Origin of the sequence: Bradyrhizobium diazoefficiens, from assembly GCF_016616885.1 — a bacterium.
GTDB classification, from domain to species: Bacteria; Pseudomonadota; Alphaproteobacteria; order Rhizobiales; family Xanthobacteraceae; genus Bradyrhizobium; species Bradyrhizobium diazoefficiens_F.
On the sequence record NZ_CP067102.1, the window covers coordinates 961,260 to 983,952 of the forward strand.

19 protein-coding genes and 1 tRNA gene are annotated in these 22,693 nt (G+C 63.3%); 8 read left to right on the forward strand and 12 right to left on the reverse strand.

Features of this window, described 5'->3' with window-relative positions; translation table 11 throughout:
• Window positions 1-8 precede the first annotated feature (8 nt).
• Together JJC00_RS04450 and JJC00_RS04455 are read right to left on the reverse strand one after the other, a co-directional pair.
• Window positions 9-1,346 (reverse strand): ABC transporter permease, encoded by a 1,338-nt coding sequence (locus tag JJC00_RS04450; protein ID WP_200471537.1) that lies wholly within the window; start codon window positions 1,344-1,346, stop codon window positions 9-11.
• The gene (locus tag JJC00_RS04455) at window positions 1,343-2,983 is read right to left on the reverse strand and encodes a sugar ABC transporter ATP-binding protein (protein ID WP_200471538.1); all 1,641 of its coding nucleotides are present in this window, start codon (window positions 2,981-2,983) and stop codon (window positions 1,343-1,345) included. Before JJC00_RS04455 ends, JJC00_RS04450 begins: the two co-directional genes overlap by 4 nt.
• A 169-nt stretch (window positions 2,984-3,152) precedes the next feature.
• Here JJC00_RS04455 and JJC00_RS04460 point away from each other — a divergent pair, with 169 nt between their 5' ends.
• On the forward strand, window positions 3,153-3,866 hold the full coding sequence (locus JJC00_RS04460) for a GntR family transcriptional regulator (RefSeq protein ID WP_200471539.1): 714 nt from the start codon (window positions 3,153-3,155) through the stop codon (window positions 3,864-3,866).
• A 193-nt stretch (window positions 3,867-4,059) separates the two neighbouring features.
• On the opposite strand, the gene JJC00_RS04465 is transcribed toward JJC00_RS04460, so the two are convergent.
• From JJC00_RS04465 to JJC00_RS04475, 3 genes are all read right to left on the reverse strand, one after another.
• Window positions 4,060-5,136, reverse strand: coding sequence for an NAD(P)/FAD-dependent oxidoreductase (locus JJC00_RS04465; protein ID WP_210347354.1), 1,077 nt, complete (start codon window positions 5,134-5,136; stop codon window positions 4,060-4,062).
• Between the two features lie 34 nt (window positions 5,137-5,170).
• The gene (gene goxA / locus JJC00_RS04470; protein WP_200471541.1) at window positions 5,171-7,135 is read right to left on the reverse strand and encodes a CTQ-dependent glycine oxidase GoxA; all 1,965 of its coding nucleotides are present in this window, start codon (window positions 7,133-7,135) and stop codon (window positions 5,171-5,173) included.
• 397 nt (window positions 7,136-7,532) lie between these two features.
• Entirely contained in the window at window positions 7,533-8,051 is a 519-nt protein-coding gene (locus JJC00_RS04475) for a DUF6650 family protein (RefSeq protein WP_200471542.1), read from the reverse strand.
• A gap of 210 nt (window positions 8,052-8,261) precedes the next feature.
• Here JJC00_RS04475 and JJC00_RS04480 point away from each other — a divergent pair.
• From JJC00_RS04480 to JJC00_RS04490, 3 genes are all read left to right on the forward strand, one after another.
• Window positions 8,262-8,338 (forward strand) — tRNA-Val (locus JJC00_RS04480).
• Between the two features lie 188 nt (window positions 8,339-8,526).
• Window positions 8,527-8,838: a nucleotidyltransferase family protein gene (locus tag JJC00_RS04485; protein ID WP_200471543.1), complete on the forward strand. Its 312-nt coding sequence runs from the start codon at window positions 8,527-8,529 to the stop codon at window positions 8,836-8,838.
• Between the two features lie 42 nt (window positions 8,839-8,880).
• Window positions 8,881-9,183 carry a HepT-like ribonuclease domain-containing protein gene (locus JJC00_RS04490; RefSeq protein ID WP_200473976.1) on the forward strand — a complete coding sequence of 101 codons (303 nt, stop codon included), beginning with the start codon at window positions 8,881-8,883 and terminating at the stop codon, window positions 9,181-9,183.
• Window positions 9,184-9,280: 97 nt separating this feature from the next.
• Here the strand turns inward: JJC00_RS04490 and JJC00_RS04495 are convergent, their stop codons facing one another.
• Window positions 9,281-10,318, reverse strand: a complete 1,038-nt coding sequence (locus JJC00_RS04495) for a thermonuclease family protein (protein ID WP_200471544.1) — start codon at window positions 10,316-10,318, stop codon at window positions 9,281-9,283.
• Between the two features lie 213 nt (window positions 10,319-10,531).
• Window positions 10,532-11,089: a hypothetical protein gene (locus JJC00_RS04500; protein ID WP_246774085.1), complete on the reverse strand. Its 558-nt coding sequence runs from the start codon at window positions 11,087-11,089 to the stop codon at window positions 10,532-10,534.
• A 283-nt stretch (window positions 11,090-11,372) separates the two neighbouring features.
• On the opposite strand from JJC00_RS04500, the gene JJC00_RS04505 reads away from it, so the two are divergent.
• From JJC00_RS04505 to JJC00_RS04515, 3 genes are all read left to right on the forward strand, one after another.
• The gene (locus JJC00_RS04505) at window positions 11,373-11,561 is read left to right on the forward strand and encodes a hypothetical protein (RefSeq protein ID WP_200471545.1); all 189 of its coding nucleotides are present in this window, start codon (window positions 11,373-11,375) and stop codon (window positions 11,559-11,561) included.
• Between the two features lie 273 nt (window positions 11,562-11,834).
• Window positions 11,835-13,037, forward strand: a complete 1,203-nt coding sequence (locus JJC00_RS04510; protein ID WP_200471546.1) for an OpgC domain-containing protein — start codon at window positions 11,835-11,837, stop codon at window positions 13,035-13,037.
• Between the two features lie 12 nt (window positions 13,038-13,049).
• Window positions 13,050-13,538 (forward strand): DUF2059 domain-containing protein, encoded by a 489-nt coding sequence (locus JJC00_RS04515; protein ID WP_200471547.1) that lies wholly within the window; start codon window positions 13,050-13,052, stop codon window positions 13,536-13,538.
• A gap of 9 nt (window positions 13,539-13,547) precedes the next feature.
• Here JJC00_RS04515 and JJC00_RS04520 read toward each other — a convergent pair whose 3' ends face one another.
• The 5 genes from JJC00_RS04520 to JJC00_RS04540 all read right to left on the reverse strand — a co-directional run bounded on the left by JJC00_RS04520 (window position 13,548) and on the right by JJC00_RS04540 (window position 20,366).
• Window positions 13,548-15,044 (reverse strand): sugar ABC transporter ATP-binding protein, encoded by a 1,497-nt coding sequence (locus JJC00_RS04520; RefSeq protein ID WP_200471548.1) that lies wholly within the window; start codon window positions 15,042-15,044, stop codon window positions 13,548-13,550.
• Window positions 15,041-16,138 (reverse strand): hypothetical protein, encoded by a 1,098-nt coding sequence (locus tag JJC00_RS04525; protein WP_200471549.1) that lies wholly within the window; start codon window positions 16,136-16,138, stop codon window positions 15,041-15,043. The genes JJC00_RS04520 and JJC00_RS04525 overlap by 4 nt, the downstream gene beginning before the upstream one ends.
• Window positions 16,135-18,258: an ABC transporter permease gene (locus tag JJC00_RS04530; RefSeq protein WP_200471550.1), complete on the reverse strand. Its 2,124-nt coding sequence runs from the start codon at window positions 18,256-18,258 to the stop codon at window positions 16,135-16,137. The genes JJC00_RS04525 and JJC00_RS04530 overlap by 4 nt, the downstream gene beginning before the upstream one ends.
• Window positions 18,259-18,337: 79 nt before the next feature.
• Window positions 18,338-19,354, reverse strand: a complete 1,017-nt coding sequence (locus tag JJC00_RS04535) for a sugar ABC transporter substrate-binding protein (RefSeq protein ID WP_200471551.1) — start codon at window positions 19,352-19,354, stop codon at window positions 18,338-18,340.
• A 40-nt stretch (window positions 19,355-19,394) separates the two neighbouring features.
• On the reverse strand, window positions 19,395-20,366 hold the full coding sequence (locus JJC00_RS04540) for an ABC transporter permease (protein ID WP_200471552.1): 972 nt from the start codon (window positions 20,364-20,366) through the stop codon (window positions 19,395-19,397).
• 730 nt (window positions 20,367-21,096) lie between these two features.
• On the opposite strand from JJC00_RS04540, the gene JJC00_RS04545 reads away from it, so the two are divergent.
• The gene (locus JJC00_RS04545) at window positions 21,097-22,692 is read left to right on the forward strand and encodes an acyl-CoA synthetase (RefSeq protein WP_200471553.1); all 1,596 of its coding nucleotides are present in this window, start codon (window positions 21,097-21,099) and stop codon (window positions 22,690-22,692) included.
• Window position 22,693 lies beyond the last annotated feature (1 nt).

Consider the following 22,693-nt stretch of genomic DNA (forward strand, 5'->3'; position numbering starts at 1 on the left):
TCAAGAATTCACGACGCTTCATCGAGATCCTCCCTTGCGAGTTGGGCCTTTGCGGCACTTGGCGGCCGATGGGGTTCGGCCGTTCTCGGATCGGCCTGTGCTTCGCCCGATCGGCGGAACCGCCATCGCGCGACGAGCTGGCCGAGATTCTGTTCCTGCACCAGCACGGTGCAGACGATGATCAACCCCTTCATCACGAGCTGGACATTGGAGTCGATGTTCTGAAGCTGAAGGATGTCGGAGAGCAGGCCGAAGATCAGGACGCCGACGAACGTGCCGGCGAGGCCGCCGCGGCCGCCCATCAGGCTGGTGCCGCCGATCACAACGGCGGCGATCGCGTCGAGCTCGAGGCCGGTGCCTGCGTCGGGCTTGCCCTGGCGGTACTGCGCGACGAACAGCACGCCGGCGATCCCCGCGAGAAGGCCCGACAACAGGTAGGCCGTGAGTTGCACCTGCGCGACCTTGATGCCGGAGAGCTTTGCAGCCTCGATATTGCCGCCGATCGCGTAAGCGTAGCGCCCGAAGGTAGTGAAGCGCAGGATCGCGCCGAACAGACCGATCGCCGCGAGGAAGAAGACGCTCGGGACTGGCAACACGCCCCACAGCATCGAACGCAGCAGCTCAAAGGCCTCGGTCGCATTGGTGCCGGTGTAGACCGGTACCACGGCATTGTCGGACCCGGCCGTCAATCGCGAGATGCCGAGTGCGCTGACCATCATCGCGAGCGTCGCGATGAAGGGCTGCAGCCGGCCGGCAACGATCAGGAGCCCGTTGATGCCGCCAAGCACCATCGCGAGGCAGGGCGCGATCACCAGGGCACCGAGCACGCCGAATTTTGCCGGCACCTGGCTCATCGTCCACCACCCGATTGCGATGGCGGCGACGAGCCCGAGCAATCCCGGTATGCCCGTGCTCTGCCAGCGCGTCAGCGAGATCTCGCGTCGTCGTCCGGCACTGACATCGCGGCCACGCGCGAGGCCGGCGAACACGAAGCGTGCAGCCAGCGCCACGGTGGCGCCGCCGACGAGGATCGCCGCCGGCACGCCGATGACGGACGCCGCGGTCCAGCCGGGCTTGGTCAACAGCATCGCGCAGATCACCGTCGAGAATCCCATCACCGAGCCGACCGACAGGTCGATGCCGCCGAGCAGGATGACCATGGTCATTCCGGTCGCGACCAGTCCGGTGATCGACACCTGGCGCAGCACGTCGGTCAGGTTGCCGTAGGACAGGAAGATGTTGTGGCCGGATGACGTCTGCGGCGAGATAACAGCGCCGATCAGGCAGATCAGCAGCAGTCCCCAATAGAGCTTGGTGCGGGAGAGCAGGCGGAACAGGGCTTTCATGATGCGGCTTCCTGCGACCAATTCGCCATTCCCGGCGCCGCAAGGCGCATCACCGTCTCCTGTGTCGCGTTCTCGCGTGCGAGGATGCCGGTCTGCCGTCCCTCGCACATGACGAGGATGCGGTCGGACAACAGCAGCAGTTCGGGCATTTCCGAGGTGACCACGACGATGCCGAGCCCCTGCGCGGCGAGATCGAAGATCAACCGGTAGATCTCCTGCTTGGCGCCGATGTCGATGCCGCGGGTTGGCTCGTCGAGCAGCAGGATGCGCGGCTCGGTCGCCAGCCATTTGCCGATCACGACCTTTTGCTGGTTGCCGCCGGACAGCGCGGCGGCCTCCTGGCCGATGCCGGTGCAGCGAACCGAGAGCCGCTTGACCATGTCGGCGGCGAGTGCGCGCTCGCGCGCGAACGCGCGCAGGCCAAATCGCGAGAGCGCGCCGATCGAGGGCAGCGCGACATTGTCGCAGATCGAGGCGGCCAGATGCAGGCCGCGCTCCTTGCGGTCCTCGCTGACGAGCGCGACGCCGAGACGGTAGGCGTCGGAGGGAGAGTTGATGTCGACCGCAGCACCGTCGATCGCGATGCTGCCGGTCCGCCAGCCACGCGCCACACCGAAGATCGACTCCAGGATCTCCGTCCGGCCGGACCCGAGCAGGCCGCCGACACCGAGAATCTCGCCGCGCTTGAGCTCGAAACTCACGCCGTGCAGCGTCCGCCGCCATCCGTGCGGACCGAGCGTATCCAGCGTCAGGTCCTGCACCGAGAGGACGACCGCGCCGTCCTGCGCCGTCGCGCCCCGCTCGTTCGCGGTCATCTCGCGGCCGACCATCGCCGAGATGATGGCTGCTCGCGAGAGTTCGTCGATTCGTGCCGTCACCACGCGCCGGCCGTCGCGCAGCACGGTGACACGGTCGGCAAGCTCCATCACCTCCTCGATGCGATGCGACGTGTAGATGATCGCGACGCCTTCGCTTGCGAGTTGGCGCACGATCTTGAACAATGTGTCGCATTCCGACGACGATAGCGCCGAGGTCGGCTCGTCCATGATGAGGATGCGCGCATTGAGCGATAGCGCCTTGGCGATCTCGACGAGCTGCTGCTCGCCAACGCGCAGGCCGGCAATCCTGGTGTCAGGCGCGATGGTTACGCCGAGGCGGGCCAGCAGGCGCTCGGCGGCCCTCACCACCCGGCGCCGGTCGATCAATACGCCGCCGATCAGCGGCTCTCGGCCAAGGAAGATATTGTCGGCGACGCTCAGCTCGGGAACGAGATTCAGCTCCTGGTGGATGATGGCGACGCCGGCCTCTTCAGCGTCGCGCACGCCGCCGAAGGAGGCCGCGTGGCCCTCGACCAGAATTGTGCCGTCGTAGGTCGTATGCACGCCGGCTAAGATCTTCATCAGGGTGCTCTTGCCGGCACCGTTCTCGCCCATCAGCGCGTGCACTTCGCCGTGGCGAAGGTCGAAGTCGACGTCGTGGAGCGCATTCACCCCGGCAAAGGATTTGGAGACCCGTTCCGCGCAGAGGACGGCATGTCTGCCCGGCACGCCGGCACGGCTGCCAAGTTCGACCACGCGAGACGAGCGCGGCGCACCACGCTCGTCGTCCGTCCCGAGCGCGCCGAAGCGTGTCTCCATTGGCTTTTCCTCCCGGCGTGCCGCCAGTCCTTGAAGACATCGAGCCGCAGGTGACCGTCTATTCATTGACTGATATGCTAGTTATATCAGATGAGGCTCGTCAAGCCTTTTGGCCGCGCGATTGGCGTCGCGGCATCGAAATGTGTAGATCGGCCCGGGGGAACACAGCATGCATTCAGTCGGCGGGTTCAGTGGCGGCGCGAGGCCAGCGCGCGGGCGTAGCGCAGGCGGGTCGAAAGTCGATCTGGCCTATCTTGCGCTGAAGCGCGCCATCGTCTCAGGCACGCTCGCGCCCGAAACGCCGATTGACAAGAACGAGTGGTGCGCGCGCTTTGAAGTGTCGAAGCTGTCGATCACGACGGCGATCAACAGGCTCGCCTTCGAAGGGCTCGTTGTGGTCGAGCCGCAGCGCGGCTCCTACGTCGCCAGGATTCATCTGGAGGACGTCCGGCAGTGGATGCTGATGCGCCGCGCGCTGGAGGTCGAGATCGTCGGCGTCTGCGCGGCCAGCATGTCGGACGATGCGATCGGCGCGCTCGGCCAGAATCTCGCCTATCAAAAGGCGGCGATCGCGAGCGGAGACCTCGAAGGATTCCACGAGCTTGATACCAGGTTTCATCGCCAGATGACCGAGGGCCTGGGCCTCGCGCGCGTCGGCGAAGTTCTTGACCCGATCCGAACTCATCTTGAACGCGTCCGCCGCACGCTGCTGCCCGAGCCGGGCCGGCCCAAGGGCACTTACCTGGAGCACGAGGCGATCTACCGCGGGATTGCAGATCGCGATCCTGAAAGGGCCAGGGGCGAGATGGCCAGCCATCTCGACCGCGTCGCGCGCGAGCTGCATGCCTTCGTGGAGAAGCATCCCGGCTTCTTTGAGAGCTAGCCTGAGGTGTGGCACATGTCGCGCGAGCTTCAGCGATCTTGTACGGTTCTGCCGGCCTGGTTGGTACTCCCCCGCACCCGACGGGCTTTTCACGAAGGTGCGCCCCCGGCAATCTCAATCGATCGCCGGGGTTCTTTTTCGACGTGACGTTCGCATTTGCCGCCGATGCGGATGTTTGCCCATTCACGATGGGTTACGTCTCGACCGGAGACGAGGTGCTCTCAAGCGGAGCGTCGTTGCGCCGTTGCCAGAAGGGCGCGCCGGGAAAGCGATGCTCTGATGCATAGATTGCTCTCTGCGTGATCAGATGCGATGCGATCCCCTCCAGAAACTGCCGTTCGTAGCGCCGGGATGCCGTGTCGTCCCGCACGAGGGCGCCAGTGACCGCCTCGGCAGCCTGAACGCCGCTCCACAGTGCCGTGGCAAGGCCGTTCGCTCCCAGCGGATCGAGCGCGCTCGCGGCGTCGCCGGCCCTGATGATGCGATGGTCGATCAGCTTGGATGTCGTGGTGGTGCTCGCCGGTGCAAACTGCAAACGCGGGCACGCGGCCGGATCGATGTCGAGGCTCGCTACGCGTGCAGAGATCGCGTGGGTGCGCGAAACCAAATCGGCCCAGAGAATAGCGTCGTTGCGCAGTCCCGCCGGAAGCAGGTCCGAATCCGTGAAGAAGCAGAGCAGGATGCGATTGCCCGGCATCACCGACATATACCACCATCCCGCCGCCACCGCCTCGACAAGTGTCGCCGGCATGGCTTCGACATCTTGCTCGAGCTCGAAAATCGCGTAGCAGGCCACGAGCTTGTCGAGACGACGCATCGGTGTTGCGCCGCCGGCCGTGACCGAGGCGCGGCCGGAGCAGTCGATGACAAACGCCGCTTCGATCGAAGAGCCATCGGCTAGATCGACAACGACGTGGGCTGGTGTTTGCGAGAGCCGGCGGGCCTTGGCGGAGTGCCGCGCGACGTCGTCGGCATCGAGCGCCTTGGCCATGCGGCTCTCCAACTGCCGCCGGTCGATATGCCAGCCCGACTCGCTTTCCTGGTGAAATGAATCCCGCCGCAGTGTGGCGCTGCCCCATATCGAATAGCGCCCTTGACACGCGATCGCGGTCTCCGCGTCGAGCAGGCCAAGCCAGCCGAGTCTCTCAAGATGCGGAGAGGCTCGGAATGAAAGGGTTTCGCCACGGTTGGCGGTGTCCTGGCTGGGCGCAACGAGGAGCGGACGACATCCTCGTTGCAACAGGGTGCGGGCACAGGCCATGCCTGCCATTCCCGCGCCCAGAATCACGACCTGATGCACGCGCTCAGGTGCGGTTTTTGATCGCGGACATATCCAGCGTGCCGCGCTGCACTTCGACAAAGACGTCCTTGGGAATGCCTGGGAGGTCCTTCGGTCCGGTGCGGCGCACGACGACGCCCATTTGCGTCCACAACTCGATCATTCGCCGCAGCCCGTCGGTGTAGCCGGCCTCGACATGCAGGCCGACGCCGGCCGCGCCGCGCGACCACGCGACCCGCGAATGATAGAAGCGCAGCCGCTCCTCCGCCGAGAGATCGGCGCGCATCATCTGTTGGTAGAAACCCTCCGGCAGGACGTCGACGGGAAGCAGCGCAGGCCACCAGACCGGAGTCGGGAAACCCTCGGCCGTCAGCACGGACTGGCAGCTGAATGCGTCGCCCTGCCAGGGAACGCCCATCCATCGCGTGAGATCGCCCGGGGCCTGCGGCCCCACCGGCGCGCCATCGTCCTTCCGGTCGGGATGACCGGAGAAGACATTTTGCGGATTGAGCTGCAATCCGACGTCCTGAACAAGGTTCTTCCTTGTCGAGATCGCAATGCGGAAAGGCAGCGGCGTTTCCTTCGCGGTCCGATACAGCGCGGCATGGCGGATCGGCCATGTGATCTCGACGCCGGGATGGAACGCACCCCCCGAGCACGCATCCAGCGCCGCACGCGTGAGCGCCTCCGGCCGGAGCGACAACGGCATGTCGTCGAGCTTCTCGACCGCGTTGGCGGCGGCGTCGTTGAGGTCGTCGGTGAATTCGCCCTTGGCCCAGTGGCTCAGGATGGCGTATTGGGCCGGCGTCAGCGCGAGCCAGCCGGTCGGGCTTCCCGGGAAGTTGACGCCATCTCCGAGCATCGGCGGCAGCGCGTCTGAGCGTCGGTCTTCGCCGCCGGGCTTGCGGAACGCGGCCAGGACCTTTTCGCGCGTGGGGCGCGCTTTCGCCGCGGGGTCCGCTAGCGACTGGACCACGACGGGGTCGGACAGATCATCGAGATCGGTCCAGGCCTTGCTGAGGTAGGAGGCCTGCACGATCCATTGCATCATGCCGGCGCGCCGCAGGATCGGAAGGACATCCCGGCGAAACGACACCGGGGCGGACGGCGACGTCATGTGTCCGGACGCGATCATCGCTTCCCGTGCCGCGTCGTAGAGACTGACGATCGGCTCGATCTGCGGTGCGAATTTCGGACCGCAGCAGACGACCCAGGCCGGCTCGCAGGCCATGTCCGTGCCGCCGACCCTGACGCTGGCCTTCACCCAGCCGTCACACCAGTCATCGTGCCACCCGTCATTGTTGGTGAAGTCGCGCACCGGATTCTGCGGCAAGGCGGAATTGGAGATGCCGTCGGCAGGAAATACCAGGAGCCGTCCGGCCTCATCGGTACGCAGATGACCGAGGGTCACCGGCAAGGTCTTCCAGAACCGGCCGGCCATGCGATAGGCCGCATCAAGACCATCGGTGTTCTTCGAAGCGCCTTCGATCCGGACCGGACCTGCGTCGATGACCAGCATGTCTTCGCGGCGGGCCGGCTCGATGGCGGCATTGCGCAACGCGCCGGGGATACCCGGAGCTTTGTCGCCGCCGTCCATCGCGTTCGAATAGCCGTACCAGGCCGCCTTGCTGTTTGCCACGTGTACGGTCCATCGCAGGCCGTCGGCCTCGCCGAGCTCACGAACGACGCGCCCCTGATCGTCGTAACCATACACGCGAAAACGCTGAACCTGCTTCTTGATGCGGTTCGGTCCCTGTTTGAATCCGCCCGCAGGCTCGTTCACCAGGCCCGGCACCTCGGGCGCGAGGAACCATTCATCGCCATTGCCGACGCGCGAAAAGCCGATCGCCGGGAAAATCGCCGCGCGCACGATGGACGCCCCGGCGGGTGCTTGGGCCTGCGCCAGCGCCGGCAACACGGCCGCCCTGAAAAGTGCCGGGCCTGCAAAACCGACGGCGGATGCGCTGATCAGGAAGTCGCGGCGTTTCATGAACGAATGTCTCCGGTTGATGACCCACGATGACGCATGACCAGTCCCCCGAACGGAGTGCAGAATCAACGAACCAGCGCGTAGCACCTCGACCGAGGGCGGGTATCAATGGAATCGAATGTCGGGGAGCGCGATCGGCCGGTCGAGCGATCACTAAGTAGAATTCTTTAAGATGTGGTTTTCTGGCGTTTCTGGTCCGCAAAAAAGATCTGTCGGCGCCTTCGTTCACCGCAGCAATGCGCGACCGACCGGCTCACATGAAGCGAAGGTCTTCCAGTGCTGCCTCATCCTCGAAATGCCTGTCACCGCAATTAGCGTGTCTCACTTACGGGGTGCAGTCCAGCACTGTCACCCTAATCCTAGTGGAGTTTCAGCCGTTTAGGACGAAGCGGGCCGACTATTTGTCGTCACTTTCGTTTCCGGGGATTGGCGGTAACGTCGAAGCCAATTGCTCCTCGATGTCGATTCCGTAGAGATATCCGAGTAGTGCGACTTGCTGACCAAAAACAGAGCGAAGCTTGCCCAATCCGAGCAAGAACTCCTCTTGTTGGTAAAGGCCGCGCTGATGAAGCATGTGCTGCCCGCTCTCCTGCATCACCGGATGGGTCAAGAAGTCGCGACATGCGGCACGCATCGCTCTGAATGCTTCTTTTGCCGGCGAGCCGTCGCCGACGCGCTTAAGACCCGACGTCAATTCGTGGCGCATTTCGATGACTGATTTAATAACATAATCGGGCTGCTCGCTGATCGCGCCAACGTAGAGCGCCCGTCTGTCCTCAAGCGATGTGATAACGTCGCGAACCACCTGCCGCTCCGGCTCCGGCGCCTTGAAGCTCACGCCAAATCCGAAGGCGGAAATTCCACCAAGACGGCTTAGTAGGGACTGCGATTGCACTTTCGCGCGCTTTAATTTCATGGCCCACACTCCAACCTGTTGCTACCATCGGTTGTCAGCCAAACCTTTATGGTAGAGGCGATTCCAGACGACGTAATCGATTATGTCCGCGAAGTGTTTGCAGAGGCGAACCGCGAAGCGACCATGACGTTAGCACGCCAGCCCTCTGCGCATGAGGGAGTTACGGTGCACCAAATATAAGTACAAGGTTATGCAAGCATTTCTCATTGACGCGGGATAGGGCAGCCCGGTAGCTCGTCAGCCTCACAACCTGAAGCTCATAGGTTCAAATCCTATCCCCGCAACCAAATAAGCCTCTGAGTGTATGAGGTTTTAGAATGCCGCCCTCCGGGGCGGGCCTTGGGCTCTATATCCATAAGCCGGAAACCGGCCTGCCCTGGCTTCAGCCCTGTCCTTGCGGATCAAGAACATCCAAACGAAGCTTTGGTTGGATGATCTGCAACATGTATTCTGTCCGTGCCGGCAGGAGATTGATATGCACATGGAGATCGAAAAGCACCGGGACGCCCTAAGGGCGCTGTGTGATCACTATGGGGTGGTGCGGCTCGAGCTGTTCGGTTCCGGAGCGCGTGGTGCCGATTTCGACGCGGCAAGAAGTGATGCGGATTTTCTCGTCGAGTTCGACAGGAATAGCGGCCTGGCGCCGCTCGACCAATTTGTCGGCTTCGCCGAAGCCCTCGAACGGCTTCTCGGACGTCCCGTCGATCTCATCGAATCTTCCGCCCTCAAAAACCCCTATGTGCGGGCAACGATCAACCAGTCGAAAGAGTTGATCTATTCCGCGTGATCCGCCTGCCCTCTATGCGGCGCGCAGCAGGCCGCCGAAGCGATCACCGAGTTTACTGCGGGCCTCGATGTTTCAGATTACCGGGCGAGCCCGCGGATCCGTTCTGCAGTGGAGCGGCAGTTCGAGATCATCGGCGAGGCGCTGAACCGACTGTCGAAGGAAGCTCCGGATCTTGCCGACCGAGTGCCCAACCTGCGCAAGATCGTCAGCTTCCGTAACCTCCTGATCCACGGCTATGCTGTTGTTGATGACGGACGCGTATGGGAGATCGTCACTACCATGCTGCCTTCCTTGCGCGCCACTGTAACGGCTCTCCTGACTGATCTCGGGCCGCCGGACGCATGAGCCTCGTTCCTGAAGCTCATCGGTTTGGTCAGTTCAATTTAGTCACCGACAAGCGCTTAGGGCAACGGATCGAAGTGCTAGCGGTCTTCAGGCCCCCTCAAAACCCCGTAATCACCTTCCCATCCGCCCCCACCAGCGTCGACGGCGCTTCCCCGAACACCAGCCCATCCGGCTGAAACTTGATCGTCTTCCCGCCCTCCACGAACTCCGCGAAATTCCTTGGCGTCGCCGAGTGCACGCCGTTCGTCAGGAAGTCGTCGATCTCGTAGCAGGTGTCAGGCTTGCCGCCGGAGCCTTCGCCCAAAAACTTCTGGAAGTTCTGGCTCGTGATCTTCGCCTTCTTGCGCGCCGACCAGTTGGTATAGCGGCGGAAGAGCTTTGGCAGAATCACCGGGCCCTTGTCGGTCGCGAGCACGTCGGTCTCGTTTTTCTTGGGCTCGCGCAGGTCGAAGTCGAAGGCGGGAATGGTTTTGGCGAGGTGCTTCCAGACCGGCAGCTTCTTCGTGCGCGCGGTCTTGGTCAGTGCAAGGAAGGCCTTGATCTCGTCGTCGTTCATCGAAGAGTAGAACGTCGGATAGGCAAAGCCCTGCTCGACGAGCCAGCGGTTGATGTCGACCGTCTTGTTCGCAACCGTTACCTCGATATCGCCGACCATCCGCCCATAGGTGTCGAACACCTCGTTCGGCGCATCGACATGGGTGAACACCCGGCAGGCGAGCGTCGCCTCGCCGGTGCTGGCGAGGAAGTCATGCAGCGCCTTGGTCGAGGTCGCGCCGAGGAATTGCCGGTAGGAGTGCGTGACCTCGTGATAGGCCTGCCGCTTGGCATCTAGCAGGCCCTTCTTCTCGGCGGGCGAGAGCGGCGCCGGCATATAGTGCAGTTCGGGGGCGTCGATGCCCTGGAGCCGGATGGTGAGCTTGCCGTTCTTGATCGGCGCCGTGTTGGTTCGCCCTTTGACCTTGGCATTGTCGAAGACGTGGGTCGGCTGGAATGGCGATGAATCGTTTTTGCGGAAGCGGATCGCGTCGGGGGCGACGTCCACCACGACCTTCGTGGTGTCGGCATCGGACCGTCCCTCGGGCCAGAACTGGCTGACCTCGATCGTGCCTTCGACTTCCAGCAATCCAACCGGCATCGGCCGCTCCTCATGAGTTTTTGCGGCCGCAAGGCGACTCGCACGCAATGAGACGGAGCGGACCATCTTCGTACGACAGGCCCATGACGGAGGAGATGCGGGGACACGCAGCAGCAGTGCTGGCTTGGTGCGCTTGCAACCGACGCAGCAAAAAAAGCGCGAGCCGGCAAAGTGCCGGCCCGCGCCGTCTGGATCAAATGATGGCTCCGCGATCTAGCCCAGGCTCAGCCCTTCGCTGGCTTCAACGGACCGACTATCGTCAGCTCGACGAGCGTCGCGCGCCGGCTTGTACGGACAGACCATCGTCAGGTAGAGCAGCGTGGGCGTCTTGCTGTCTCCCTCGTATTCCCACTCCAGCCGGATCTCATGAGTGTTCGCGGCGGGGTCGGTCTCTTCGTGCGTCGTGATGTGGGTCTTCATCGGAATCGGCGGCTCCGAATTGAAGCATTTCCGGACGCTGGCGTCGAGCAGCGCGCATCGGGTCAGAGGAACGACGTCGGGTTCGTCCCTGGACAGCGGGGTGGTGTTGGGCTGGGCCGCGAGATCGACGCGCACCCGACCCTTCTCCTTGTGCCAATGCTTCGCGCTGCCCTGCGGCCACTTCGAGGCGGGCGTCAGTATCAGGTGGTACTGGCCGTATTCCAGGGTCGGCAGATCGATGTGAGGCGATGCCTTGAGCTTGGCCACGCTCTTTTTCATGTTCGCCAGAGGGTAGTAGTTGCTGTTCATCAAGTTCCTGAATGCAGCCGTGGTGTAAGGTCTCGAACCCATCGCCTTTTCCCTCAGTAAGTTGTTTTTTTTCGCAGCCCAGCGAAACTTGTCGCCTGGAACGAAAGCCTGGCGGCTTACAATCCGAAGCTTCCGCTCGCCCGGCGTTGGAATGATACGACCTGAGAGTGAGTTGTCCAGAACAACAACGGCCGTGCACTTGATTCTCGCGCCAGCGTGCTTGCTGACGCCGCATCTTCGCGGAAAAGCGACGCCGAGAGCGTTTCGTTGTGCAAGCTTGCGCTCTCACTTGTCGGCAGCGCTCGCTAAATTCAGTTGGCCTTACGTGTCGGCTGTACGCGGCTCCCAGCGGGTAAACGCAACTGTTGCATCGAGCGAGGCGAACCGGACCATCATCCTCTCCGCCTTGCGCGCCGCGATCGCGATCGCATCCGAAAGCGGCGCGAAGCCGCTGCTGCAAAAGGCCGAGGCGATGCGGAACGGCATGCTCGCAGAGGGCGATCAGGCGACCTGACCTGGGGTGCGCGACGTCCGGGGCTTTTGCCCGACGGGTCAAATAAATTTTGCAGGTGATACAAGGACTTGGCTACTGTGCATGGGGTTGTTTTCGCGCCCTTTCCGGCAGGCGGCCCGCGCGGTGTGATGACAAGTCCCTTGCGCAGGCGCCAAGGTCGGCTACCGTTGGCACGCTAGTCGCCGGGTTAGGTGACGATTTGATTGATCTATTTTAGCATCCGAATTCATCGGCGCCGCGACGGCGCGACGCCCACCGGACGAGGCGGGGGCCATGATCATACGGGACCAGGCAGCACTGTTGGCGCCGGTCGAGCGCGATTTGCGGCTCGATCTCTTCCGCGGCATCGGCCTGTGGATGATCTTCCTCGATCACATCCCGCACGACGTCGTGGCCTGGCTGACGCTGCGCAATTACGGCTTCAGCGATGCCGCCGAGTTCTTCGTCTTCATCTCCGGTTATCTGGTCGGCTGGATCTACGGGCCGATCGTCGCCGGCGGCTGGTTCCTCGCCGCGCTGAAGCGGCTGTGGCGCCGGGCGGCGGAAATGTATGTCGCCCACATCATGCTGTTCCTGCTGTTCACGGCGCAGATCGCCCGCACCGCGCGCCGCTTTGACAATCCGATGTACGAGCACGAGTTCAACGTCTTCAATTTCCTGGCGCATCCGGACGAGCTGATCGGGCAGGCGATCGTGCTGAAATACAAGCCGGTCAATCTCGACGTGCTGCCGCTCTACATCACGCTGGTGTTCGCCTCGCCCTTCATCGTCTGGTGCCTGGTGCGCCGGCCGAACCTGACGCTCGCGGCATCCGTGGTGCTCTACGTGGTGTCGCGCTGGTTCGACTGGAACGTCGCCTCCTATCCGCCCGGCACCACCTGGTATTTCAACCCGTTCTGCTGGCAGCTGATGTTCGTGTTCGCCGCCTGGTGCGGCATCGGCCAGATCGACAAGATCGGCCAATGGGTGTGGTCGAGGGCGGCGATGGCGCTGGCCGCGGCCTGGCTGGTTTTTGCGCTCCTGATCGTGATGACCTGGCACGTCCACGCGCTCGAGGTCATGATCCCGAAATGGATGATCAAGGCGATCTACCCGATCGACAAGACCGACCTCGACATGCTGCGCTTCACGCATTTCCTGGCGCTGGCGATCTGGGTGACGCATTTCGTCTCGCGCAAATGGAAGGCGCTGCATACGGTGTGGCTGCGTCCCGTCATCCTCTGCGGCCAGCACTCGCTGCCGATCTTCTGCCTAGGCGTCTTCCTGTCGTTCTCCGCGCACTGGATTTTGACGCAATACACCAAGGGCGTCTGGGAGCAGCTCGCGGTCTCGCTCCTCGGCATCGTCATCATGATCGGCGCCGCCTGGCTGCTCGATCGTGCCGAGCGGGTGCCGAACCTGTTCGTGAAAGTGACCGACGTCGATGAACCCGGGACCGCCGTCGAGCGCGCACCGGCCGCCAATGCGAGCCGCTGAGTGGAGAGGTCCATGTCCAGACGTCTGTCGATGATCGCCGGCATTCTCCTGCTCCTCGTCTGCAGCGCGTCCGCCGAGACGCCGTCGCCGGAGGCGATGGCTACAGCGCGCAAGCTGGTTGTCACGCTGAAGATCGCCGATCAATATCGTGCACTGCTGCCGCAGTTGCTGCTCAAGCAGCGGCCGGTGGTGGCGCAGGACAGGCCGGAGATCGAGCGCGACTATGACGCGATGACGGCGCCCGGCGCCGAGATCTACGCGCCGTTCTTCACGTCGATGGTCGATCAGATCGCCGCCGTCTACGCCACAAGCTTTACCCTGGACGAGCTGCGCCAGATCGAGGCGTTCTACGCCCAGCCGGCCGGACAGAAGCTCCTGGCGCAGGCGGATGGGCTGGCGCAGGCGACCGCGCAGATCGCCCAGGACGCCAGCCAGAAGGCAGCCGACCAACTGAAGCAGCGCCTGATCGAGGCGCTGCGCCAGAAGGGGCACAAGCTGTAGCGGCCGTCCTTAGTGGATCGCCGCATACATGATCTTCTCCTCCGTCGCCTCCAGCGCCGAAAACTCTTCCACGACCTTGCCTTGGCGTGAAACCAGGATGCGGTCGGAGAGCGCCATGATCTCGGGCAAATAGGATGAGATGACCACGACCGCCTTGCCTTCGTCGGCAAGCCGGTTGATCAGCTCGTGGATCTCGACGATGGCGCCGACGTCAACGCCGCGGGTCGGCTCGTCGAAGATGATCAGGTCGGGCTCCTGCACCAGCGATTTTGCGATCACGACCTTCTGTTGATTGCCGCCGGACAGCTCGACCACCTTGCCGTGGTCGCCGATGGCGCGAACCTTGAGCTTCTCGATCCAGGTCCTGCCGACTGCGTCAGTTTCCCGCCGCGACAGCATCATGCGGCCTCGTGGAAACTTCGACAGCAGGCCGAGATAAATGTTGCGCGCGATCGAGGACGTTTCGAAGAAGCCCTCGACCTTGCGGTCCTCCGTGACATAGGCGATGCCGGCCTTGACCGCCGGTGCCGGCACCCGGTAGCGCACCGGCTGGTCGTGCAGCAGGATCTCGCCGCCATGGAAGAAGTCGCGCTTGAGCACGCCGGCGACGATCTTGAAGGTTTCAGTGCGGCCCGCGCCGACGAGGCCGAACACGCCGGTGATCTGCCCCGCGAACACCGACAGCGAATTGTTCTTCACCATCGGCGCCATCTTCAAATTCTGCACCGTGAGCACGCGCGCGCCAGCCGGCCGCACGCTGTTCTTCCGCGCGCCATAGAGTGTGTTGGAGAGATCGCGTCCGACCATGGCCTGCACGATCGCGGCACGGTCGAACCTGGCGACATCGTCGGTCACCACATGTTTGCCGTCGCGCAGCACGGTGATGCGGTCGGCGAGCAGCAGGGCCTCCTCCAGGGCGTGCGAGATGAAGACGATCGAGACGCCGCGCTTCTTGAGGTCGCGGACGAGGTCGAAGAAGTACTTCTTCTCTTCCGGCGTCAGCGATGCCGTCGGCTCGTCGAAGATGATGACCTTGGCGCGGTGCAGGACCGCGCGCGCGATCTCGACCATCTGCTTCTTGGCCGCGCCAAGGCCGCTGACGGTGGCGGTCGGCGTGACGTCGAAATTGAGCGATTGCAAAAACTGCTGCGCGGCGATGTAGATGCCGCGCAGGCGGTTATAGAACTTCTCCTGCCCGAGAAACAGGTTTTGCGCGACCGTCATGGTCGGCACCAGGCTGTTCTCCTGGAACACCATGGCGATACCGAGATTGCGTGCCTCCAGCGGCGTCTTCGGTGCGACATCGGCGCCATCGACCGTCATGGTCCCCGACGTCAGCATCACCACGCCCGCCATCACCTTGGTGAGGGTTGACTTGCCGGCGCCGTTCTCGCCGACCAATGCGTGGATCTCCCCGCGGCGGAGGTCGAAGTCGACCCCGTCGATGGCGGGCACGCCGGCATAGAGCTTTGTCGCCTTGCGCAGCGAGAGTGCGATGTCGCTCATGGGCGAAACTCCTCGGCAAGGCCGGCAAGGGGCAATCGCAGGACACGGCCCGGTCCCTTGGCGATCAGAACAAGATCATCGCCCATCTCGATGGCTGCGACGACGCCGTGATTGATGCCGTCGACCCGGCTGTGCAGCGAATAGAGCGGCTGGCCGTCCGCATCGAGGCGGATGACGAGGCCGTAGGAGCGCGGCGGCGCCCACGGCTTGATGACGCCCATGGTCTTGATGTGCGCGCCCTGCATGGGTTCCTTGAACGAGCGCCCGGAGCGCAGGCGCGGCGCGACCCAATAGGCCGGATCGATCTCGGCCATCATGCGGCGCCGGTAGCCGGGTTCGCGCAACACGAATTCGACCAGCTGGGTCCGCGCGGTGAATGCGGTGAGCCAGTAGCCGCCGCTGGACGCTTTCGACAGCCGCGACGGATAGACGGGAAGACGGCCGAGCACGACCTTTGGCGATGCGCCGGCCGAGACGAGAACGAGGCGGTGGCGCCAGCTCTCGCTGACCAGCATGGCGTTGCCATGGGCGCAGGCGCCGAAGGCATAGCAAAGCCCCTGGGCCAATCGTGTCACGCTCTTGCTACCGGGATCGAGCTTGAACACGCGGCCGGTCCGATTGAGCTCCAGCAAGTCGCGCGCCCACTCGTCGATGCCGCATGTCGTCGAGCCGTCCGTTGCAATCAGCGTATTGTCATCCGCGAGCGCCAGCGCATTGAGGGCGTTGAACGCGGCGTCGGTGAACGTCACGCTGGGTTGCTCGGCCGAGGGGCTTGCGTACACACGCACCTCGCGTCCCCCGAGCGCGACGGCAAGGCCGCCGCCGGGAAGGACACATAGCGCCGATATCGGCCGCTCGAAGCTGCGCACTTCCGATGCCGCGCCGCCGTTCAGACGCATCAGCCGCTGGCCGTCAGCGATGAAAACGTTGCTTCCATCGACGGCGAGGTCTTCCGGCGCCTCGCATGTCAGCAGGGTCTCGGTCGATTCCAGCTTCTGGTTAGGCTTCAATGCGCCGTCGAAGGACGGCACGGTGATGGTGGCGTCGCCGCGCCCGAGAAACCGGTTGGCGAAGTCTCTGACCGCAGCGATCACGACTGCTTCCCCCACCGCTTGTCATACTGGACGAAGTTCGGATCGGCATTGTCGAGCTTGTAGCGGCCGATCCGGTTGTTGAGGATGCCGCCCAGATAGAGATAGCCGCGATGCTCGCGCATCGATGTGATCATCGGATGGTTCTCGCCGTGCAGATCCCAGAACGATTCGACGATCTTGCCCTGCTCGTTGAACTTGACCACGCAGCCGGTATTGATGTTGGGGAACAGCCATTCGTCGACCGGCACGCGCTTGGCCATGCGGCGGCGGAAGCCCGGCATCTTCCAGGCGAGGTCGAGCGAGGGGCTGCGCATGCCCACCAGCGCCAGCCAGTAATTGCCGTCGGAGGCGAGGTTGATGTTGTCAGGGTAGCCCGGCAGATTGTCCATCACCACCTCGACCGCGCCCTTCTTGGGGCCTGCGAACCAGTAGCGCTTGATCGAGCAGCCAAAGGTTTCGGCAAACAGGATCGACTGGCCGTCGCTGGCGACGCAGATGCCGTTGGGAAATTTGAGGCCGCGCAGCTCGGTGCGTGTCGTGCCGGTCTTGGTGTCGTACGAGATGATGCGGCCGTTGCCGCGGGCTTCCAGGCCATCGATCGGCCACTCGTCCATCTCGTAGCGCACAGTCGCTTCCGAGAAGAAGATCAGGCCGTCGTCGGTGATGTCGAGGTCATCGGCGAGCCGCAGCCGGCTGTCGTCGTTGACCGACCGCATGCTGCGGTTGGTCTCGTCGGTCGCCTTCTCCACCGTGCCGTCCGGCTTGATGCGATAGAGGCCCATACCGCCGATGCAGACGTAGAGATTGTCCTCGCGATCGAAGGCCATGCCGAGCGGCTGGCCGCCGATATGGGCGAATACTTCCATTTTCTGGTAGTCGGGCGCGAGGAAGCGCATGATGTCGCCGTGGCGTGAGCCGGCATAGAGGTTGTCGTGGCGATCGAGGATGACGTCTTCCGGCGCCTCGATGCGGCCAAGGCCGATCGCCTCGACGTTACGCAGCTTGTCATTCTGCTCGAATGGTCCGCCTTGCCCGATTTCAGTCGGTGGCGGCGGTGGCAGCTCATGATAGGTCGGCGCGACATAGACCTTGCTGATGATGCGGGTCCGGTTCTTCTGCCAGCGGATGTCGACCATTGCCGCGACGAGCAGGATGCCGGCGAGCGCCATGCGGTTGACGCCGCCGCGCGCGTTCATGGTTGTGAGACCGTTGGTGATCAGGAGCACGATCAGCACCCCGACCGCAGATTTTGCGACCGAGCCCTTGCCGCCGCCGAGCGTGATGCCGCCGAGCACGGTCGCGGTCAGCACGATCACCTCAAGGCCGACGCCGATGTCACCACCGACGGTGCCGAGCCGGGAGGCGAAGAACAGCGCGCCGATGCTGGTCAGCACGCCACTCGCGACGTAACAGAGCGCGATCGTGCGGCGAACGGGGATGCCCGAATTGTACGCCGAGCGGCGCGAGCCGCCGATCGCGGTGATGTGCCAGCCCGGCCGCAGCCGGGTCAGGAAGATATGGCCGAAGATGGCGATGACGATATAGACCAGCGCCACCGTCGGGATGCCGAAGACGGAACCGGCGCCGATGAAATCCCAGGACGGGATGTCGGGGAAGGCTGAGGCGATGGCGTTGGAGTAGCGCTGGATCAGGAGATCGTAGGCCGAGCGGTAGATGATCAGCGTGATCAGCGTGGTGATGAAGGCGCGCAGCCGCAGATATCCGACCAGGACGCCGTTGACGGCGCCGAGCAGCGCGCCACAGAGCAGCGTGGCGACCGCGACGGCCGGAACCGGCCAGCCCGCGACGTCAAGCAGATAGAGCGCGCAGAAATCCGTCAGCGCGAAGATCGAACCGACGGACAGATCGATGCCGCCGACGATGACGACCAGCGCAAGCCCGAGCGCGATGAAGCCGATCTCCCCGGCCTGGCGCGCGGTGTCGGCGAGGCTCGCCGGTGACAGGAAGTTGTCGATGGATCGGCTGAACGCGAAGCCGACGATCAGGAGAAGGATGACCGGGATGGCTGTCTCGGTCCATCGCTTGGACAGGATTTCACCGAGGAGATGATCAGGCCAGTAGCGGTAACGCAGGCTTGTGATGGTGTCGCGCATCGGCATTCCAGCTAGGCGTGAAAGCTATCGGGAGCGGGATCCCCGGGGCCTTGATGTTCCGGGGATCTCGGGCGTCAGCGCCGGATCATTTCTTGAGGTCGCTGAGATTCCAGCAGGCCGTCTGGCTGTCGGCGTTCTCCTTGGTGATCGGAATCAGCGTGGTGTATTCCGAACCCTTGATCGAGCCGGGCTTCGCGCCCGACGACAGCAGCCATTTGATGGTGCCGGCCATCTGCGCCGCCTGGGTCGGCACGTCGTAGCTCATGTTTAGGTCGAACGCGCCCGACTTCACCAGCTCGCAGGCGCCCTTGTGCTCGCCGCCGCCCGAGGTGGCGAGAAACACCTTGCCGGTGAGGCCTGCTTCCTTGACTGCGGCTGCGGTGCCGATGTCCATGCCATCCCAGAAGCCGACGATGCCGCAGAGATCGGGATTCTGCTTCAGCACCGTTTGCGTGATCGCTTTGGCCTTGGCGGCGTCCCAATCGGCGGCCTGGCTCGACGCCACCTTGATCTCGGGATGCTTGGCGAGAACGTTCTCGACGCCCTTCAGCGTGTAGGCGCTCGCCGCGGCCGAGAGTGCGCCTTGCACGATAGCGATCTTGTTTGACTTGCCCTCGCAGGCCTTGACCACGGCCTCAGTTTGACGTTCGCCGATCTCGACCCAGTTGGCGCCGACGAAGGCGGAGCTGCGATAGGCCGAGCCCATGTTGATCTGGATGACGTAGATGCCTTCATTCTCGGCCCGCTGCAGCAATTTGGCGTAGGTCTGCACGTCGGGATTGTGGACCACCATCACCGCAGGCTTCTCCGAGATCAGCGAGGTGACGGCCTGGGCGCCGGCATTGGTGTTCCAGTTGGCATCGCGGATCACGAACTTGACGCCGAACGGCTCGAGCTCCTTCTTGAGCCCGGCATACCAGCCCTCGGTGAGGTCGAAGTTCATGGCCACCGGCACATAGGCCACGGTCTTGCCGGCGAGCGCTTCCTTGAACGGCTTCTGGAACGGCTCGTCGAGGCCCTGCTGAGCGAGAGCCGGTCCGGTCAGTGCCGCGAGAGCCAGTGCGGCAACGATTGCCTTTGTCTGATTGCCAAGATGTTTCATTGCTTCCTCCTTGGTTATGGTTGTCGTTCTTGTCGGTCGTTCAGATGTCGCCTTGCTGCGCCGTTTCTTCGTTGCGCGGATTCAGGAAGGAGTCCGTGATGACGGCGAGGAGCAGCACCACGCCTTTGATGAGATTTTGCCCGGCGTAGGAGATGTCCATGATGGTCATGCCGTTGAGCATGGTGCCGATCAGCAGCGTGCCGATGATGACGTTGAGCACGCCGCCGCGACCGCCCGATAGCCCGATGCCGCCCAGCACGACGACCAGGATCACGTCGTAGATCAGCGTCGAGTTGAAGATGCGGGTCGGCATCGAATTGACGGAAGCCGCCAGCACGAGGCCGGCAAAGCAGCCGATCAGGGCGGTGATCACATATTGCAGGACAATGATCGGGCGGGAGGGAATGCCGGTAACGCGCGCGGCGTAAGGATTGTCGCCGATCGCATAGATATAAGCGCCCCATCGGGTCTGGCGCAGCAGGAATGCGACCACGATGCAGGCGATCGCGAACATCCAGATCGAGGTGGGAATGCCGAGAACGGTGCCCTGTCCGAGACGTTCGAAGCCGTTCATGCCGGGGCTCCATTGCACGACGTCGAGCTGGAACAGCGTAGCTTGTCCTAGCCCAGCGAGCAGCAGGCCCGTTGCGAGTGTCGCAAACAACGAGGGCACCTCGGCATAGGCGATCAGCCAGCCATTGACGAGACCGAAGGTGATCGTGAGCAGCACGGCGATCATCAGCGAGAACGGCAGCGAATGGCCGTTCTGCACCATCTGAAGCACGAGCCCAGGTGGCACCGCCAGGGCCGCGATCAGCGAGATGTCGATACCGCGACCGATCACGACGATCGCCATGGCGAGGCCGAGGATGCCGAGCACTGCCACGTTCTGGAGCAGCGTCAGCATGTTCTCTGCCGTGAGGAAGCCGTTCAGGAAGATCGAGAACACGAGGAACAGCAGCGCGAAGACGACGAAAACGATCTCCTGCTGGCTCAATCGGAAACGCTTCATCGCCTGATCCTTGCTGCGGGCTATGGGTGCGCCATCGGCTTTGGCCTCGGCCTGATCAGCGACGCCATGAGCCCGACCTGGTCGATCGAGAAGGCGCCGCTGGCGACACCCTGTCTGACAGCTGCACGCGGATGGAGGCGCGATAACGTTCCAGAATGCGCCTGCACAGCGCTTCCGTCGAGAACGCATTCGTCCAAGGTCGCTGGCGAGCGAGATTCACGCTGCCTCCCCATACTTCATCCCGGACGTTTTGGCGTTGTTGTTGATCCAGGCGTGGACTTTGCGCCCTTGTCGTCATTCCTAGCGCAGAGGCTGGTCGCCAGAAAGGGGGCGGATCCAGAATTTTCTGACGGAGTGCTCGCTCATTTTTCCGCGTGATGCAATGTGGTGGACCCTCGGGCTTCTTCACCTCACGCCGATCTTGAGGGGGGTCTGCTGGGCGGAAGGGCGGAAGAGGTACTAGCGAAGAATGCGAGAAATAGTCCGGCCGCAACAGCGGCACGCGTATTCTGATACATCAACGTCTCCCCCGTTTATGATTATGATTGGAGCGCAGCCTAGATTTGCTCCGACCAGGCGTCAAATCTTGCGTGATGGCGCCACTGCATCGGCCGATTTGACGCGGACGGGTGCCCCCGTTACGTTTTCGTCAAATAAAGCGCGCGTACATGCCAGGCCCGACGAGCGTCCGGGCAAGCATCTGCGGATTGAAAATTCCAAGGGAACGGAAATGTCGAGCGACACCGCGGCCACCATCTCGAAAGCGCGCGAGCATTCCATCGGCGATCTCCTGCGCCGCTCGGCGGGCCGCGAGCCGGCCAAGCTCGCGGTGAGCTGCGGCAGTGCGAGCTGGACCTTTGCCGAGATGGATAAGATCTGCAACCGGCTTGGCCGCGGCCTGCTCGGCCTTGGCGTGAAGAAGGGCGACCGTCTCGCCGTGCTCTCGCGCAATTCCCATGCCTTCGCCGCCCTGCGCTTTGCCGTGGCGCGGATCGGCGCCGTGCTGGTGCCGATCAACTTCATGCTCAATCCGGATGAGATCAATTTCATCCTGAAGAGCTCCGGCGCAAAGCTGCTCGCGACCGGTCCCGACTTCGTCGAGCCGGCGCGCGCCGCGAGTGCGAAGGATTGCGCGGTCGAGAAGATGATCTGGCTGCCGGGCGAGGATCCCGCCGCGGCGCCTGCTGGCCTCGCCACCTTCGACGATCTGCTTCATTCCGACGGCTCGTATCTCGAAGCGTCGGTCGACAGCCGCGATCTCGCGCAGATCGTCTATACCAGCGGCACGGAATCCCTGCCCAAGGGCGCGATGCTGACCCATGAGGCCGTGATGTGGCAGTATGTCAGCTGCATCATCGACGGCGGCATGACCGTGGACGACAAATTCCTGCACGCGCTGCCGCTCTATCATTGCGCCCAGCTCGACGTGTTTCTCGGGCCGCAAATCTATCTTGGTGCCTCCGGCGTGATCACGGGGAAGCCGACCGCCGATAATATTCTGGCGCTGATCCAGGCGCACAAGATCACCTCGTTCTTCGCGCCGCCGACGATCTGGATAGCGATGCTGCGCTCGCCGAATTTCGACAAGACCGATCTGTCGACGTTGCAGAAGGGCTATTACGGCGCCTCGATCATGCCGGTGGAAGTGCTGCTCGAGCTGCAGGGCCGCCTGCCGGCCGCAAAATTCTGGAATTTCTACGGCCAGACCGAGATCGCGCCGCTTGCGACCGTGCTGCGGCCCGAGGACCAGGTGCGCAAGGCCGGCTCGGCCGGCAAGCCCGTGCTCAATGTCGAGACGCGGGTCGTCAACGTGTCGATGGAGGACGTGAAGGTTGGCGAGGTCGGTGAGATCGTGCACCGCTCGCCGCATCTGCTGTCCGGCTATTATAACGATCCCGTGAAGACCGCGGCCGCGTTCTCCGGCGGCTGGTTTCACTCGGGCGATCTCGCCACCGTCGATGAAGAAGGCCACGTTACCGTGGTTGATCGCGTCAAGGACATGATCAAGACCGGCGGCGAGAATGTCGCGAGCCGCGAGGTCGAGGAGATGATCTATCGCATCCCTGAGGTCTCCGAGGTCGCTGTCGTGGGCCTGCCCGATCCGCGCTGGATCGAGGCTGTGACTGCGATCGTCGTGGTCAAGACCGGCGAGAAGCTGGATGAAGATGCCGTCATCCAGCATTGCGCCGGCCAGATGGCGCATTTCAAGGTGCCCAAGCGCGTGATCTTCGTCGACAGCCTGCCGAAGAATCCCAGCGGCAAGCTGCTCAAGCGCGAGCTGCGCCAGCGCTTCGTCGGCGGCGGGACGCTCGGCAAGGTGATTTAGT